The sequence below is a fragment of the Alteromonas sp. KUL42 genome (genome assembly GCF_006538325.1).
GTDB lineage: Bacteria > Pseudomonadota > Gammaproteobacteria > Enterobacterales > Alteromonadaceae > Alteromonas.
Genome location: NZ_BJKK01000007.1, coordinates 83,578 through 99,956, shown reverse-complemented (window position 1 = coordinate 99,956; position 16,379 = coordinate 83,578). Strand labels below are relative to the sequence as shown.

Sequence of the window (16,379 nt, the reverse complement as noted above, 5' to 3'; positions counted from 1 at the left end):
ATTCGTCATCGCCCAATGGGCTTAGGCAAACACAAACCACAATAATATGACGCCCAGCGCCAAACGATAAATCACAAATGGCAACATACCAATTCGCGATATCCAACTTAAAAATAAGTAAATACACAAGTAAGCGCTAACGAAAGAAAAAGCTGCACCATAAAGCAATGCATACCAGTCAACGACTTCTTCAGCATTTAATAAGTCAAGGGTAGCAAGTAAACCTGCACCAAGGATCACTGGTATGGATAACAAAAAGGAAAAACGCGCACAGGCTTCTCGCTTTAAGCCCAACATTAGCCCCGCTGTCATAGTAATGCCTGAACGGGATGTACCAGGTATTAACGCTAACACTTGAGCTAGACCTATAATCACTGACTGCTTCAGTGTTAAACCCTCTAGCTCTTTATCACGCTTTGCCGTTGCATCGGCGTACCACAGTAATAAACCAAAAATGATGGTCGTTCCTGCAATGACGAGAGCCGTGCGAGCGTTGTCCTCAATCCAGCCTTTCATCAAAAACCCAATGATAACGGCAGGAATAGTTGCCACAATCACATACCAAGCAAGTTTACTATCAGTTGATTGCTGTTTAGAAAAACCTTGAGTAACCCAAGCTACCGTCATTTGAGCTATTTCTTGACGGAAGTAAATCATCACCGCCAACAAACTTCCAACATGCACCGCCACGTCGAAGGCCAACCCTTGACTGACCCATCCAAATAACTCAGCAGGAAGTAACAAATGCCCTGAACTGCTGATGGGCAAAAATTCAGTGATACCCTGAATAATGGCTAATATAATGATTTCGAAAAGTGTCATTCCTTTGCTGTGCTCCACGTAAAGTCAATTGGCCACAATTGCTGTTTTTGTTTGTCAAATTCACGCCACATGAGCGCATAGTTTTTATTTGTAACAGGGTGAATATCGTCGGGTACAAGTTCTGCTAAGGGCCACAATACAAAAGCGTTATAGCAAATTTCTTCCCTAGGAAGTATTACCGGCGATTGGGTTACTACGCTATCGTAGGTAAGGAGGTCTAAATCGAGTGTACGCGCGCAGAACTTTTTGTCTCGGTGCACACGACCATGAGACGTTTCAATTGCTTTTAAAGTCTCACACACTTGCGCGATTGTTTTCGACGTTTTAGCGCTCGCCACTAAATTATAAAATGGGCTACCGTCAAAGCCGACAGCCTCACTTTCATACACAGATGATACCCGAACATCGTCAAAATGTGCTTTAAGGGCAATGACAGACTGGCGCGTATAATGTTCGCGTTCAATATTAGACCCGATACTTATCAGGATGGTGTGAAGTGACATTCAATCAGCCCTTTTAACCATTTCAACCGCCACGGTTTGCGCATTAGGCAGTATATTAGGCTTAACAATTTTGAGCGTAATGGCGTCCACCTTAAAGCGTGAAAGCACCGTATCCATAACTTTGGCACCAAAAGCCTCAAGTAGCTCAAATGAACTATCCTTTCCAACTTCTACAACACACTCAGCAACTTTCGCGTAATCGACGGTATCATTAACATCATCACTTAACATTGCCTTGGCTAAATCTACTTCTAGTGTGATATCAATTAAAAGCTGTGTTTGCGCAGTGCGCTCCCAGTCATACACACCGATCAGGGTGTCAACGGCTAACCCTGTTATATAAATTTTACCCATGAATTTACTTCAACTTGTTTGGTATTGTCTGCATTACTCGTCTTACCACCCCAATAAACGCGCTTTCTAGCGGCCTAAAGGTGGTATATCACGTGTGGATGGAGTAGCTTTAAATGAATTTTGCGTCAACTATAACGCTGTATGCCAATAAGGGGCAACAAAGGTTGTTAAATTTAACCTGCACCATCGCAGTGTGGTGTGAACTAAAACCCCTTTCGTACTAAGAATAGATAGGATTAAGTAGTACTAATACATGATTTCTTTAACTGTTTTAATGGTTGCTGTGGCCTATTTATTTGGCTCTTTGTCCAGTGCTGTGGTTATATCTCGGGCCTTCGGTTTGCCAGACCCAAGAACAGCAGGTTCCAAAAACCCGGGCGCCACCAATGTGTATCGCCTTGGCGGGCGAATTCCAGCCTTGTTAGTACTTATTATGGATATTCTAAAGGGCACCATTCCTGTTTACGGAAGCTATTTTCTAGGTATCGAACCTATTTTACTTGGTGTCATAGCTATCGCGGCCTGTCTTGGTCATATTTTCCCCCTTTATTTTGGTTTTAAAGGGGGAAAAGCCGTAGCCACCGCATTTGGCGCCATGCTTCCAATTGGTTTAGATTTGGCTGGGCTACTGATTTTAAGTTGGATTGTGGTTGTATTTTTAACAGGCTACTCTTCACTTGGCGCATTAATCGCCGTGTCGTTAGCGCCGCTTTTCACTTTTTGGATAAAACCGCTCTACACTATTCCCGTTGCGATGCTATCCCTGCTTATTATTTTGCGCCACAAAGACAACATTGCCCGTTTATTAGCGGGCAATGAAAGTAAGATATGGGATAAAGGCAATACGAAAGAATAACGCTTTCAATGGTTAAATTGCAGAAAGCGTGTCAAGCGGCCAGCGGGGCTTTACTTGTGATGACAAACCTACTATTTCACCGGCTTTCAAACGTTGCATTCCAGCATAAGCAATCATTGCTCCATTGTCGGTACAATACGCAAGACTCGGATAGAAGACCTCGCCTTTTAAATCAGCCATCAAGTTTTTCATTTGCTCTCGTAACATGGTATTCGCACTTACACCACCAGCAATAACTAATCGTTTCATGCCGGTCTGTTTTAGCGCGCGCTTGCATTTAATGATAAGGGTGTCGACAACCGCTTCTTGAAAAGCATATGCGATATTTGCCTTGGTTTGTTCGGCATTATCAGCACTTAGGTCAGCATCTCGAATTGTGTTAGCGGCAAAGGTTTTAAGACCACTAAAACTAAAATCTAAGCCTGGGCGGTCGGTCATTGGGCGCGGAAACTTATAGTGACCAGGCTCGCCTTTTTCTGCTAATTTTGCCAACAATGGCCCCCCCGGATAATCCAAGCCCAATAACTTTGCCGTTTTATCAAATGCTTCACCGGCCGCATCATCAATAGATTCACCCAGTACTTCATACTGGCCAATCCCCTCCACTTTCACCAACATAGAGTGACCGCCTGACACCAGAAGTGCGACAAACGGAAATTCTGGTGCACTTTCTTCTAGCATTGGAGCAAGTAAATGCCCTTCCATATGGTGAACACCTACCGCAGGTACATCCCATGCGTAGGCCAAAGCGCGCCCTACAGACGAGCCAACCAAAAGTGCACCAACCAGGCCAGGACCTTGCGTGAAGGCAACACCGTCAATTTCAGAAGATGTTGTATTTGCATCTGCCATTGCTTTTTCAATAAGTGGAATGATCTTTCTAACATGATCACGAGAAGCAAGTTCAGGAACAACACCACCGTAATCGGCATGTAGTTTTACCTGGCTGTACAATTCGTGTGACAACAAACCTTGCTCGTCGTCATAAACAGCAATTCCCGTTTCATCACAAGATGTCTCAATTCCTAGTATTCGCATGGGAACACCCCTATTTGGCAATGTTATCTCTGTAAAATGAGCATTAGATTTTTCTGGCGATCTGAGGCGATCATCATTATGATCCCGCCGCGATCAAAATATTACCCCATGTAAATCCTATTTGTTTCATCTTGTTGATGTAGGTTTATTTAACATTTATTGATGTTTTTCAGCTATTAACACCGACAAGAGCAATAAGTTTATTTGGGATGCCCATTAGTTTGGGCGCAGAGTTTACCTTTAATCCCATGCTCTTGGAATGGCATTAGAGGGGTAAATGCACAATATTGGCTAATTTTTAGCAATTCATCCTTTACATTCTCTGTAGATATGATTAGAATTTCGCACCATTTTTAACCCGGGTGGCCTTTTTAGCGCACAATTTTACCCGGATTTACACAGTAAAAGTTTTGAGGTGAGTGTTTAATGCCTATCGTTAAAGTTAGAGAAAACGAGCCGTTTGATGTGGCGCTGCGTCGTTTTAAGCGTTCTTGTGAAAAAGCAGGTGTTCTTTCTGAAGTTCGTCGTCGTGAATTCTTCGAAAAACCAACTTGGGAACGCAAGCGCAAGAAAGCTGCTGCTAAGAAGCGTCATCTTAAGAAGCTAGCTCGTGAAAACGCACGTCGCGTAAAACTCTACTAATATAGGGTTAAGTAACGAGTCTGAAAGGTGTTGCAATTGCAGCACCTTTCGTGTTTCTGGGCCTCTGAAATTTTTGTGTCGCATTCTATTTAAAATAAATATTCGATATAAACAGGCCTCTAATTGCACAAACCTTATGTGCTGCTGACTCTGTTATGTATTAGACGCTTGTAATACACTTAATGTAAGTTCACCTAGCGCTATCGCTTGATAACGAAAAAAACAGGAAATATCATGGCACTAATTGATGACTTAAAAGACGCGCAGAAAGATGCAATGCGCGCCAAAGACAAGCTTCGTCTTGGTACAATTCGCATGGCACTTGCAGCAATCAAACAAAAAGAAATCGACGAACAAATCACCTTAGATGACAGTGCCATCTTGGCCGTTCTCACTAAGATGGTTAAGCAACGCCAAGACGCTGCTTCTCAGTTCGATGCAGCCAACCGCGAAGACCTTGCTAGTAAAGAGCGTGAAGAAATTACTTATATTGAAGTTTTTCTCCCTCAGCCATTAACTGACGATGAGCTTAACAGCCTGATAGACGATACTATGGCAGCCACAGGTGCATCAGGTATGCAAGATATGGGTAAAGTCATGGGCACACTGAAGCCACAAGTGCAAGGTCGTACCGATATGGGTGCACTAAGCGCAAAAATAAAGGCGCGCTTAAACGCCTAACGCTTTTGACAATTATAATGTTGATGGCTAACCGTTCATTATGAATGAGCAAAGCGGTTAGTCGTTCTCATTTACCCACTTCCCTGTTAAAGTGCTTACCTGACAACAGTAACTTTGTTCTACGTGTAAATATCCCTCATGGCTGGAAAAATACCTCGCGACTTTATTGATGACCTACTCTCTCGAACCGATGTAGTAGAAGTTGTCGATAGCAGAGTTAAGTTGAAAAAAGCAGGGAAAAACTACCAAGCCTGTTGTCCCTTCCACAATGAAAAAAGCCCTTCATTTACCGTAAGCCAAGACAAACAGTTCTACCATTGTTTCGGCTGTGGAGCTCATGGCAATGCCATATCGTTCATCATGGAGTTCGATAGATTAGAATTCGTTGAAGCCATTGAAGAGCTGGCGCGCTATCACGGTCTAGAAGTACCGCGAGAAAAAGGCAGTCGCCCTGCGATGAGCGAAGAAAAGCGCCAACAGCAGCAAGACGACTATGCGGTAATGGAACAAGTAACCCGCTTTTTCCAACAACAGCTTCGTCAAAACAGCAATAGCGCAAAAGCTATTGAGTATTTAAAAAATCGCGGTCTTAGTGGCGATATCGTCAAGCAGTGGGAAATTGGTTACGCACCTGATAGTTGGGACGCACTTCTAACTGCATTTGGTACTGATCCACAGCGCATCAAACAACTTGTAGAGCTAAAGTTGGTTAATCGAAATGACCAAGGAAGAACCTATGACTTTTTCCGCGATCGCATCATGTTTCCTATTCGGGACAAACGCGGTCGCGTGGTGGGCTTCGGCGGACGAGTTCTCGATGAGGGTGGTCCCAAATACCTGAACTCTCCTGAGACGCGTATTTTCCATAAAGGCAGTGAATTATTTGGCTTCTATTCTGCCCGTCAACACAATCGAAACCTCGATACTGTAGTTGTGGTTGAGGGTTACATGGACGTGGTCGCATTAAGCCAATTTGACATCAATATTGCGACCGCTGCACTTGGTACAGCAACCACGCCAGAACACATTCAAATGTTGGTACGTGCAACATCGCACATTGTGTGTTGCTACGATGGCGATCGCGCAGGAAGAGAAGCGGCTTGGCGTGCGTTAGAAAATGCCCTTCCTGCCTTAAAAGACGGCGTGCGGTTATCCTTCTTATTTTTACCTGACGGCGAAGACCCCGATACCATGGTGCGTCAAATAGGTAAGGAAGCCTTTATGACAATGCTTGATAAAGCTACTCCTTTATCACGCTTTTTCTTTGAGAACTTGCTAAAAACTCATAATGTTGGCACACCTGAAGGGAAAATAGCGCTAAAAAAAGCAGCCACGCCACTGATTGAAAGCACACTGGGTGACGACCAAAAGCAAATGTTATTAGAAGAACTGGCCAAGCACACCGGCGAGTTTGATCGTTTCAAACTACAGCAAGACATTTCCAGAGCCAATAAGGGAACAAAGCCTGGCTATTCACCCAACAGAAATCAGGTAAACAAGCCCAAATTGTCACCTCTTCGCATGCTTATTCGTCTTTTACTTGATAAGCCCGCTTTAGCCAGCCAATGCGAGGACGTTCAAATCGGTATCTTTACAGGTAGTCAAGCGGCAGGAATGGATTTACTGAGAGATATTCACGCCTATTGTTTATCCAACCCGCGCGCTAATACTGCGCAACTTGTTGAAAATTTCCGCGACCATCCCCATTCTACTACTATCGCGAAATTATTGTTGCAAGAGCATTTAGTCAAAGACGAAGACGCCGAGCGAGTTTTCAATGACAGCTTTGCACGCTTGCTCGATGGACATTTTGATAGTCGAATTGAAACCTTAATTTCACGCTCACGGGTTCAACCGCTAACGCAAGCGGAAAAAGAGGAACTGACCCTGTTGATGAGGGAAAGACAAAAAGGCTAGGTGTTTAGTCCATTTGGTTGGACTGCCAGTTTTGTGTGAAACCACCATTTAAGATGAAGAACCACTAATTTAGCTACAAACAGGCTTTGATTAGAAGGACATAAGCTCAAATAGTGGCTAAAAAATCAGCCACCAATCTGGTCAAACACCCCTTTATTCTGCTATACTGGCTAATTCGCTGTAAGTGTGTGTATCTTTAGGTAGATAATACAAAAACGAACATAATTGCAGCAACATAAGTATCAAAAACATCGCCGAAAGTAACGGGCAGAACCAAACCCGAGCAGATGTGCATCGCAAATGAAAGCGTTATCGCAGCGTGGCATCGAGCATAAGCGGCCTTGAAGAGCAGTACTACAGCAGATAAGGGAACATACAACAACGTGTGTTGTCTTTTTTATTGCAAACTAATTGAATGTGAGAAGTGTAGGTTATATGGCGCAAAGCAAGCAGTCTCAGATTAAACTCCTGATTGCAAAAGGTAAAGAGCAAGGTTACTTAACCTTTGCAGAAGTTAACGACCACCTGCCGCAAGATATTGTCGATTCTGATCAAATCGAAGACATAATCCGCATGATTAACGACATGGGAATTCAAGTTTCTGAATCAGCTCCTGATGCAGATGAACTTCTCATGCAAGAAGCGAATGCTGACGAGGACGCTGCTGAAGCAGCAGCCCAGGCACTCGCTACTGTAGAAAGTGAAATTGGCCGTACTACCGACCCTGTGCGTATGTACATGCGTGAAATGGGTACCGTAGAACTTTTAACACGTGAGGGTGAGATTGAAATCGCCAAGCGTATTGAAGACGGTATCAACCAGGTTCAATGCTCTGTCGCAGAATACCCGGAAGCCATTACGTATCTACTCGACCAATGGGACCTTTACGAAGCTGAAGAAATTCGTCTTAGTGACATTATTTCAGGCTTTGTTGACCCTAACGACGAACAAGATTTGGCTCCAACTGCAACGCACATTGGCTCAGAGTTATCTGAAGAAGAATTAGATGACGAAGATGACGATAGCGACGACGACGATGACACCGACGAGGACGATAGCGGTGTAGATCCGGAACTAGCGCGCGAGCGCTTTGCTGAACTCCGTGAGCAATACATAAAAACTCGCGACGTCATCGAGAAAAAAGGTCGAGCACACGCTGATTCACGTGATCAAATCAACGCATTGAGCGATGTGTTCAAAGAATTCCGTCTAGTGCCTAAGCAGTTTGATCGCATGGTAAGAAACATGCGTGAAATGATGGACAAAGTACGTATTCAAGAACGCCTTGTTATGAAGTATTGCGTCGTTAACGCAAAAATGCCGAAGAAAGATTTCATCAAGGCATTTGCGGGTAACGAAACATCTTCTGAATGGCTACATGCTGCAATTCAGTCTGGTGCACCATACTCAGCAGAATTGGTTATCAACCAAGAAGAAATTGAGCGCAGCATCAGCAAGATGAATCAAGTAGAGCAAGAAACTGGCTTGGTTATCGCTGACATTAAAGACATCAACCGTCGTATGTCAATTGGTGAAGCGAAAGCTCGCCGTGCGAAAAAAGAAATGGTTGAAGCTAACCTTCGTCTTGTTATCTCAATTGCGAAAAAGTACACCAATCGCGGACTTCAATTCCTAGACCTTATTCAAGAAGGTAACATTGGTCTAATGAAGGCTGTTGATAAATTTGAGTACCGTCGTGGTTACAAGTTCTCGACTTATGCAACGTGGTGGATACGTCAGGCAATTACTCGTTCAATAGCAGACCAGGCTCGTACAATTCGTATCCCGGTACACATGATTGAAACGATTAACAAACTTAACCGTATCTCTCGTCAAATGCTACAGGAAATGGGTCGCGAGCCTACTCCTGAAGAGTTGTCAGAGCGTATGTTAATGCCTGAAGACAAAATTCGTAAAGTACTTAAAATTGCGAAAGAGCCAATCTCGATGGAAACTCCCATCGGTGATGATGAAGATTCACATCTTGGCGACTTCATCGAGGATAGCACCATTATTCAGCCCCTCGATTCAGCAACAGGTGGTAGTTTGAAAGACGCGACACAAGAAGTGTTAGCAGGTCTTACAGCACGTGAAGCCAAAGTACTTCGTATGCGTTTCGGTATTGATATGAACACCGACCACACACTAGAAGAAGTGGGTAAGCAGTTTGACGTTACTCGTGAGCGTATTCGTCAGATTGAAGCGAAAGCACTACGTAAGCTTCGCCACCCTAGCCGCTCTGAGCAGCTTCGCAGCTTCTTGGACGAGTAGGCCACTTGTATTACTTGTGATGAGAAAACGAAAATCCCCAGCATGGCTGGGGATTTTTTTATATTTTGAAAAAAGCCTCGATATCAAAGGCGTTTTTAGATTGCTACCTTTACTCTAAGTTGCTTTCTACACTCTAAATTGCTTCGCAATTGACTCCAAATGCTGTGCAAGGTCGGCAAGTTCATTACACATGCTACCTAGCTCGCCAGAACGGTTTGCCGTTTGCTCGGTACGCTCGTGGATCTCATCAACATGACGCACAATATCAATGGCTACAGAGCGTTGTTCTTCAGTATTTTGAGCGATCTGCTCATTCATCTGATTAATCCGCCCAATTGTACTGGTAATAGTTTCAAGACTACTTCCTGCATGGTTAGCCGTTTCCACACTACTTGTTGCTTGTTCTGTGCCTCGTGCCATCACTTCTACCGCCGAGTGCGCAGCATTTTGTAGCTGCTCTATCGTGTTCTGAATTTCTTCGGTGGATTGCTGTGTACGTGATGCCAAGGTGCGTACTTCATCTGCAACCACAGCAAAACCTCTGCCTTGTTCACCAGCGCGAGCGGCCTCAATGGCAGCATTCAGGGCTAGTAAATTAGTTTGTTCTGCAATGCCTTTGATCACATCTAACACAGAGCCCACTTTATTTGAATCTGCTTCCAAGCGTGCTATGACATCGGCCGTTTCGCGCACGTTATCCGCTAGTTGTTGAATACTTGTTACTGTCTTTTGAACAATCTGACGACCTTCGCTTGCTGCGTTGGTTGCTTCATTCGCATCACCGGCAGCTTGTGCAGCACTGTGAGCAACGCCATCAACGGAACCGCTCATCGTATCTACCGCACGCTTTGCATTAGTTGCAGAGAGCTGTTGAACATCAATTGTGCGCTGTGTCTCTTCTGTTACACCACGCAAATTCTGCGCAAGGTTTGACAAGGGCAAACTTGCTTCTACGACGTCTCGTACCACACCTTGTAGCTTATCCATAAATTGGTTAAACCAATACACTAGGTCACCAATCTCATCTTCGCTTTTTGTCTCAATACGAACAGTGAGGTCACCATTCTCTTGTGCGATATCTTTAAGCGAACGTACAACATCATCAATGCTTTGTTTGATGCCTCTAACGATAGGTACCGCGGTAGCAAACAGTAAAACAGTTACGACAATAGCCAACACTATACCCGTACTGATAAGTGACGTGTTCGCCGTATCGGTGTCTTCAAATGCTTTTTCAAAAGTAATTTTTTGCTCATCACTAAAACGAGTCATAGCCGCGATAACACCGTCGTAAGACTTGTTCATTTGCGCTGACAACTCACCTATACGGCTGAAGTCAGCTGTGCCGTCCACCATAGACTGAGACACCTCAAAGGCCACTTTAAAGTAGTCATCAAAGCCAGATGCTATGCGAGAGATCTCAGGGCGGAAGTCGGAACTAATACCAGCTATTTGATTAAGGTTCGCTTTAGCTTCACTGGCTAAATCTTGCGCCATAGCAAGTGTATCTTGATCGCCGGTTGTCACTGCGCTGGCTAATGTATCGCGTACCTTTTGCATTTCTACCAGTGCAGTGGCAGAGATTTGCAGAGCTGGAAATTGAACTTGCTGTACTTTTTCAAGTGTGGCGCCGTTATTAAGAGCGGTGTAGACAGTTATAAGTAAATAGATAATAAAACTAATTGCCGCTATGCCAGGTATAAGAAATATCTTACTTGCAATAGGCATTTTTTTAAGGAAATTCATCTGCTATGTCACCGTTTTTTAATATCGCTTAGCTATAACTCAGCCAAACAAAATTACCCCTGTTCTACTTTATCTTATTAATAACGCAAAACTTTAGCGAAAATACACACTACTATCTTTAAAATAGTAGTGTGTAGCAACAAATTCGAAACTAGGTGTTAAAAGGTATAGTTAACACCAACCTTTAATAAGGTTGCATCATTTGCATCATCTAGGTCATCTGAGTACCAGGTTACATCAGCTTTTAAAGCAAAACCCGGTTCCACATCGTAACGCAAACCAGCTGTCACTGCAGATACCTCAAACTTTTGTTGCGTCGCAATACCTGTAGCGCCTTGGTAAATAGCAGACCAAGTGGCATCTGTTACTTGATCACCAGTTGAAATAGACGATGGTAAAGCGGCAACTAATGCGAGTTGATCAGCATTGTCAGCTTCTTCCACTTCATAAGTAATGTGTGGTGTGAATTTTCCTAAGCGCATGCCTGCCGTTACATACCACGCTTTGTTGTCGGCAATAACAGACCCATCAACTTCTGTTTGGGTAAATTCTGCGCCAACAAACCAATCGTATTTGTCGATATCGACAGCAACTTCAAAAAACGTTGCCGGTATCTTCATCTACGCTGAAACCCGTTGCAGATGAAGCCGCAGCCGGAATAAGCGGAGCGAATTGCGCCATACCCGCAATGAAGGTGTCAAACTGCTCGTTTTCCGCACTCGTTTTGCCTCTACCAACCAACGTTCTTGCGCTAAACCAATCTCTTGTGACTTCAAAAGAAACAGCCACCACATTTTTTAACTCTAGCGCTGCTGGTGTACCTGAAATAGTAGTATCAGTTTCAACACGTCCTGCGGTTAACTGAACACCATACTCCCAATCGCCAGAAAAGTTACTGTAATCAACTCGTACACCATCGATATTGTTGAAATCAATGCCATACACAGCATCTGGTGGCGTTAGCCAATGATATGAGTAGCCGATATCAAGTGATGATGAGTACTTAAATAACGGCATACGTAAACGACCTGCGCTAATATTCGTGTTGTTATTCACGGCATAGGTCATGTAAGCCCATTCGAAATCCGCGTCATAATCGTCTTTACCGCGGCCTACTAGCTGTGCTGTTGCAGAGAGTTTATCACTGACTTCTCCGCGTACTTGAAGACCAAATACACTTGCAGGGTCGAAGCTAAAATCACTGTCATAATCATAAACAGTTTCATTATCGTCCAGTGTCATGCCACCAATAAGGTTTGCGAAACCATTAATCTGAACGTCTGCAAGCGCAGGTGCTGCCAATAGGCTAGCCATAGAAAAAATAGCAAATCTGGTTTTCATGCTTGTTCCTTTCATTCTTTATTGACGATAGATTAAAACGTCGCGACTACGCGTACGCTATCGTTGACTGCGCCCGCATCAACATAACCGATTGCATTGGCGCTGCTCGCAACAGCAGAAACAACATCTGCGTCACTGGCCAGTGCTTTTGGGGGTTGACCTTTACCGGTAAAAACGAGTTTTGACCAAAACGCAGTTAACTGAGCGGCAGATTTATTGAGCACTTTACCGTTGAATTCATCGGTGGCCGGTTGGCCTTCAGCAAGTGCGATGGGTTCGGCTTGCGTGCCATTTGGGAACGCTTTAGCCTTATTTAAAAACAGACGACTAATGCTATCTTTATCTAGTGTGTCTCCGTTGCTTGGATGGACAATAACGGCGACGTCAGCAAAAGCAACGTTGCAGCATAAACTTGCTGCAAGTATCCATTTTTTCATGGTGTGTCCTCGTGTGTTTATTGGAATGCTTGCGATTGTAGTAATAGTTCTATTACCTGTGACGTGCGAGGTATTCGCAATCACTTGAGGTTACTATTTTTATTATTACTTACCTGCCAATCGCCAATAACCAAGTAAGTATTAGTCACAAATGACATATTCGCCAATTAAAACAAAAAATTTTAATGTCTAAAAATTAGCTATTTATACAAGTGTTTGAATTTTTCGCGCAGTGTAGAGGAAGGAAATGTTTATTCAAGTATACAATTGTCTAATAACTACAAGAGGCACTGCACTTATCAATTACTTTTCTCACCTTAGTGTCAACACAAAAGGCAACTTTAGTCACAAATTACAATAGGTTACATAAAAGAAACACAACAAGAATAAGTCATATGGCATAAAGAATAAAAATAATTGGAATAATTTTGAATACCCTGCCATGCAAGTTATATACGTAAAGCCAGTATGATTAACCGTAGTTTTAGATCAGGTACCCGACATGTATGCCATCTAAACTTAAGTACCTGTGCTGCTGTACGTGATTTATAAGATATTTGTAGGTTGTAACCGCAACGCTGTAATTGGCGCATGTAGGCTTTGTGCCGTGCTCGTTCACTTCACACAGTTTGGCGCGAACGAGCACAAAACTTGATTATTCGCCTTTTTTATAAGGAATTTGCTTTTCTAGCGTTTCAATTTCTATGGTGCGTTTAAGTGGTGAGCCCGTATTTCTGGCAAGCCAACTGTATGCAGTAGGCACCACATATAACGTCATAAAGGCAGAAACCAAAACACCTGAGAATATGACCATACCTATTACCATTCTACTCTCTGCTCCTGGACCGCTTGCAAGTACAAGTGGTAAAGAGCTAAACACCGTAGTAAAGCCTGTCATAACAATCGGACGTAAACGCTGAGCTGCGGCACGTTTTAGTGCATCTTCAAACGCCATTCCCGCATCGCGAAGCTGATTTGCAAACTCAACAATTAGAATACCATTTTTAGCTGCAAGTCCGATGAGCATAACCAGCCCTATTTGGCTATAGATATTAATGGTCATGTCGGAGAAAAACAGCCCAATGTATGCACCAACTAATGCTAACGGCACCGTTAACATGATTACCAATGGATGCACCCAACTTTCAAATTGCGCCGCAAGTATTAAATAGGTGACGGCTAGGGCGAGTAGAAATACATAAACAAATGAGTTTCCAGCTTCGTGATATAACTGAGACTCACCTTTATAATCGATAGACACATTATCTGGCAATTCAGTGCGAACAATATCTTCTAAATACGCTAGTGCCTGCCCCAATGTATAACCGTCTGCTAAATTTGCAGAAATTGTTACGGCGCGCATGCGGTTATAGCGATTTAACTGAGCAGATGTTGCTTGTTCTTCAAAAGTAAGCAAGTTATCCATAGGGATAAGCTCACCGGTACGCGCGGAACGCACATATAGATTATCAATGCTGTTAGGGCTTCTGAAGTCTTCCTCTATGCCTTCCATGATAACGTCATATTCTTCCCCTCTGTCGAGGAATGTCGATACGCGGCGTTGCCCTAACATCACTTCTAATGTACCACCAATATCACTGATAGATACGCCCAAATCAGCTGCACGATCTCGGTTAATTTTCACTAATAATTGTGGTGACGTTTCTTTGTAGTCTGAATCCAGACGCACCAAATTAGGATTTTCGCTGGCCTTTTCAAGTACGGTATCACGCCATGCAACAAGGTTTTCATAAGTATCACCTTGCAGTACAAATTGCACTGGACGGCCAAAGCCACCACCAGATATACCACTTCGCATAATCGCAAAAGCCCTCACATCTGGTACGGCATTTAGCTTAGCACTGACTTCATCCATGAGCTCAAAAGTGCTGAAATCGCGTTCATCCCAATCAGCCGAGCCAACAATGGCTATACCTGCATTTCCACCGAAGCCCGGTGTTCTTACAAGTAGTCGATTGATCTTACCACTCTCACGGTAAGGCATTAAGATGTCTTCGATTTGCTTTAGGTTGTCTGCATTACTCTCGAAGCTAGCCCCTTCTTGTGCATTCATCAAAATAAAGAAGTTACCCCGATCTTCTTTTGGCACGAATTCACTGGGTACTTTTTCGGATAGCTGTACAACGGCAACAACAGCGACTGCCAGCAACAACAACATCAGAATTGGTTGGTGAAGACTTTTACCCAAACTATTAAAGTAACGCGTTTCTAGGGCATTAAACCGTGCATCCATCCAGCTACCAAAACCCGATGAACGCTCGCGCTTTTTGAGTATTTTCGATGCCATCATGGGTGACAATGTTAGTGCAGTAAAACTAGAAAACGCCACTGCCGCAGCAATAGCTAGGGCAAATTCAGTGAATAGTCGCCCAATATTGCCTTCTAAAAATACCAAAGGCACGAACACGGAAATCAGGACTAAGGTGGTAGCAATTACAGCAAACCCAACTTCTTTAGCTCCGCGATAGGCCGCTAGTATTGGTGGTTCGCCCATTTCAATACGACGATATATGTTTTCTAAAACCACAATAGCATCGTCAACAACCAAACCTATGGCCAATACCATTGCAAGTAAGGTAAGCAGGTTTATTGAGAAACCCAGGGCATACATAACAATAAAGGCCGCAATAATAGAAATTGGTACGGTTACAGCGGGAATAAACGTTGCTCTTATGTTACCGAGAAAAAGATAGATAACGATCACGACCATTAACATGGCAATGGCTAAGGTTTCATAAACTTCATCAATGGACGCTTCTATGAAAACCGAAGAGTCGTAACTCGGTACAATAAAAATGTTGTCCGGTAACGTGGCTTCTATCCTTTCAATTTGTGCTTTTGCTGCACGAGCTACATCAAGGGTATTGGCTTTTGACTGTTTAATAATACCCAACCCTATCATATTCACGCCATCGCCACGAAACTCGGTTTCGTCATCTTCTGCGGTTAATTCCACATTGGCAATTTCGCCTAAGCGCACCAAATAACCATTGTCACCAACCGCAACAGTCAGTGCAGCAAAGTCTTCAGGAGATAAAAAGGTTCTAGCAACACGTACTTCAAAGTTTCTGTCTGTCGATTCTACTTCACCGGCAGGAAGCTCCACGTTTTCAGCGCGAATAACCCGTTCTACGTCACTGACGGTTATGCCCCTTGCCGCCATAGCATTACGATCAAGAAATACTTTCATGGCATAGCGTCTGCCGCCGCCTATTTGCACACGTGCAACACCGTCAACAATAGACAAACGGTCTACTAAGAAACGTTCAGCGTAATCAGTAAGTTCCATGGTATTAAGATTAGTACTTCTCAAGTTGTACCACACTACTGCACTTTCATCAGAGTTGGCTTTTGACACCTCAGGTGGATCGGCCTGATCTGGCAGGTTATTCAAGGCGCGACTTACCCTCTCTCTTACGTCGTTAGCAGCTGCATCAATATCACGTGACAACTTAAACTCTATCGTGATGTTCGAACGCCCATTACGCGATGTAGAGGTAACATTCTTGATACCTTCAATACCAGAAATTCGGTCCTCTAATAACTGAGTTATACGTGTTTCAACAATGTTTGCCGATGCACCTGTATAGTTTGTAGAGATTGATACAATGGGTGGGTCGATATCTGGGTATTCTCGCAGTGACAACATTGAAATTGCCACCACTCCAAAAATAATCAGCAATAAATTTATTACCGTAGCGAAAACGGGGCGCTTTACTGAAACGTCAGACAATAACATCGCAGAGCTCC

Annotated in this window: 14 protein-coding genes; 5 read left to right on the top strand and 9 right to left on the bottom strand. The window is 43.6% G+C overall.

All coding sequences use genetic code 11. The annotated features are described in order from the left end of the window. Positions 1-21: 21 nt before the first annotated feature. Genes EYR97_RS11560 through folB form a run of 3 tightly spaced genes read right to left on the bottom strand, consistent with a single transcriptional unit; the run spans position 22 to position 1,679 of the window. Complete coding sequence (locus tag EYR97_RS11560) at positions 22-822, bottom strand: undecaprenyl-diphosphate phosphatase (RefSeq protein WP_131093967.1); 801 nt, start codon at positions 820-822, stop codon at positions 22-24. Then, on the bottom strand, positions 819-1,325 hold the full coding sequence (gene folK, locus EYR97_RS11555) for a 2-amino-4-hydroxy-6-hydroxymethyldihydropteridine diphosphokinase (RefSeq protein ID WP_131093966.1): 507 nt from the start codon (positions 1,323-1,325) through the stop codon (positions 819-821). Before folK ends, EYR97_RS11560 begins: the two co-directional genes overlap by 4 nt. Beyond that, complete coding sequence (gene folB / locus EYR97_RS11550; protein WP_131093965.1) at positions 1,326-1,679, bottom strand: dihydroneopterin aldolase; 354 nt, start codon at positions 1,677-1,679, stop codon at positions 1,326-1,328. A gap of 253 nt (positions 1,680-1,932) precedes the next feature. Here folB and plsY point away from each other — a divergent pair, with 253 nt between their 5' ends. Beyond that, positions 1,933-2,535, top strand: a complete 603-nt coding sequence (gene plsY, locus EYR97_RS11545; protein ID WP_131093964.1) for a glycerol-3-phosphate 1-O-acyltransferase PlsY — start codon at positions 1,933-1,935, stop codon at positions 2,533-2,535. A gap of 12 nt (positions 2,536-2,547) precedes the next feature. Here the strand turns inward: plsY and tsaD are convergent, their stop codons facing one another. Further along, the gene (gene tsaD / locus EYR97_RS11540) at positions 2,548-3,573 is read right to left on the bottom strand and encodes a tRNA (adenosine(37)-N6)-threonylcarbamoyltransferase complex transferase subunit TsaD (protein ID WP_131093963.1); all 1,026 of its coding nucleotides are present in this window, start codon (positions 3,571-3,573) and stop codon (positions 2,548-2,550) included. 426 nt (positions 3,574-3,999) lie between these two features. On the opposite strand from tsaD, the gene rpsU reads away from it, so the two are divergent. The 4 genes from rpsU (at position 4,000) to rpoD (ending at position 9,084) form a co-directional block, all read left to right on the top strand. Further along, a complete protein-coding gene (rpsU, locus tag EYR97_RS11535; protein ID WP_012517258.1) occupies positions 4,000-4,215 on the top strand; it encodes a 30S ribosomal protein S21 in 216 nt (71 codons plus the stop codon). Positions 4,216-4,449: 234 nt separating this feature from the next. Next, a complete protein-coding gene (locus EYR97_RS11530; protein WP_131093962.1) occupies positions 4,450-4,896 on the top strand; it encodes a GatB/YqeY domain-containing protein in 447 nt (148 codons plus the stop codon). A 138-nt stretch (positions 4,897-5,034) separates the two neighbouring features. Further along, positions 5,035-6,813, top strand: coding sequence for a DNA primase (gene dnaG / locus EYR97_RS11525; protein ID WP_131093961.1), 1,779 nt, complete (start codon positions 5,035-5,037; stop codon positions 6,811-6,813). Between the two features lie 435 nt (positions 6,814-7,248). Further along, a complete protein-coding gene (rpoD, locus tag EYR97_RS11520; RefSeq protein WP_131093960.1) occupies positions 7,249-9,084 on the top strand; it encodes an RNA polymerase sigma factor RpoD in 1,836 nt (611 codons plus the stop codon). A gap of 126 nt (positions 9,085-9,210) precedes the next feature. Here rpoD and EYR97_RS11515 read toward each other — a convergent pair whose 3' ends face one another. The 5 genes from EYR97_RS11515 to EYR97_RS11500 all read right to left on the bottom strand — a co-directional run bounded on the left by EYR97_RS11515 (position 9,211) and on the right by EYR97_RS11500 (position 16,368). Continuing rightward, on the bottom strand, positions 9,211-10,830 hold the full coding sequence (locus tag EYR97_RS11515; RefSeq protein WP_131093959.1) for a methyl-accepting chemotaxis protein: 1,620 nt from the start codon (positions 10,828-10,830) through the stop codon (positions 9,211-9,213). 158 nt (positions 10,831-10,988) lie between these two features. After that, positions 10,989-11,450, bottom strand: a complete 462-nt coding sequence (locus EYR97_RS22355) for a hypothetical protein (protein WP_242634995.1) — start codon at positions 11,448-11,450, stop codon at positions 10,989-10,991. Next, a complete protein-coding gene (locus tag EYR97_RS22350; RefSeq protein ID WP_242634994.1) occupies positions 11,425-12,171 on the bottom strand; it encodes a hypothetical protein in 747 nt (248 codons plus the stop codon). The genes EYR97_RS22355 and EYR97_RS22350 overlap by 26 nt, the downstream gene beginning before the upstream one ends. Before the next feature lie 32 nt (positions 12,172-12,203). Continuing rightward, positions 12,204-12,608 (bottom strand): phosphate ABC transporter substrate-binding protein, encoded by a 405-nt coding sequence (locus tag EYR97_RS11505; RefSeq protein WP_131093958.1) that lies wholly within the window; start codon positions 12,606-12,608, stop codon positions 12,204-12,206. A gap of 655 nt (positions 12,609-13,263) precedes the next feature. Next, positions 13,264-16,368 (bottom strand): efflux RND transporter permease subunit, encoded by a 3,105-nt coding sequence (locus EYR97_RS11500; RefSeq protein ID WP_131093957.1) that lies wholly within the window; start codon positions 16,366-16,368, stop codon positions 13,264-13,266. Positions 16,369-16,379: the final 11 nt, after the last annotated feature.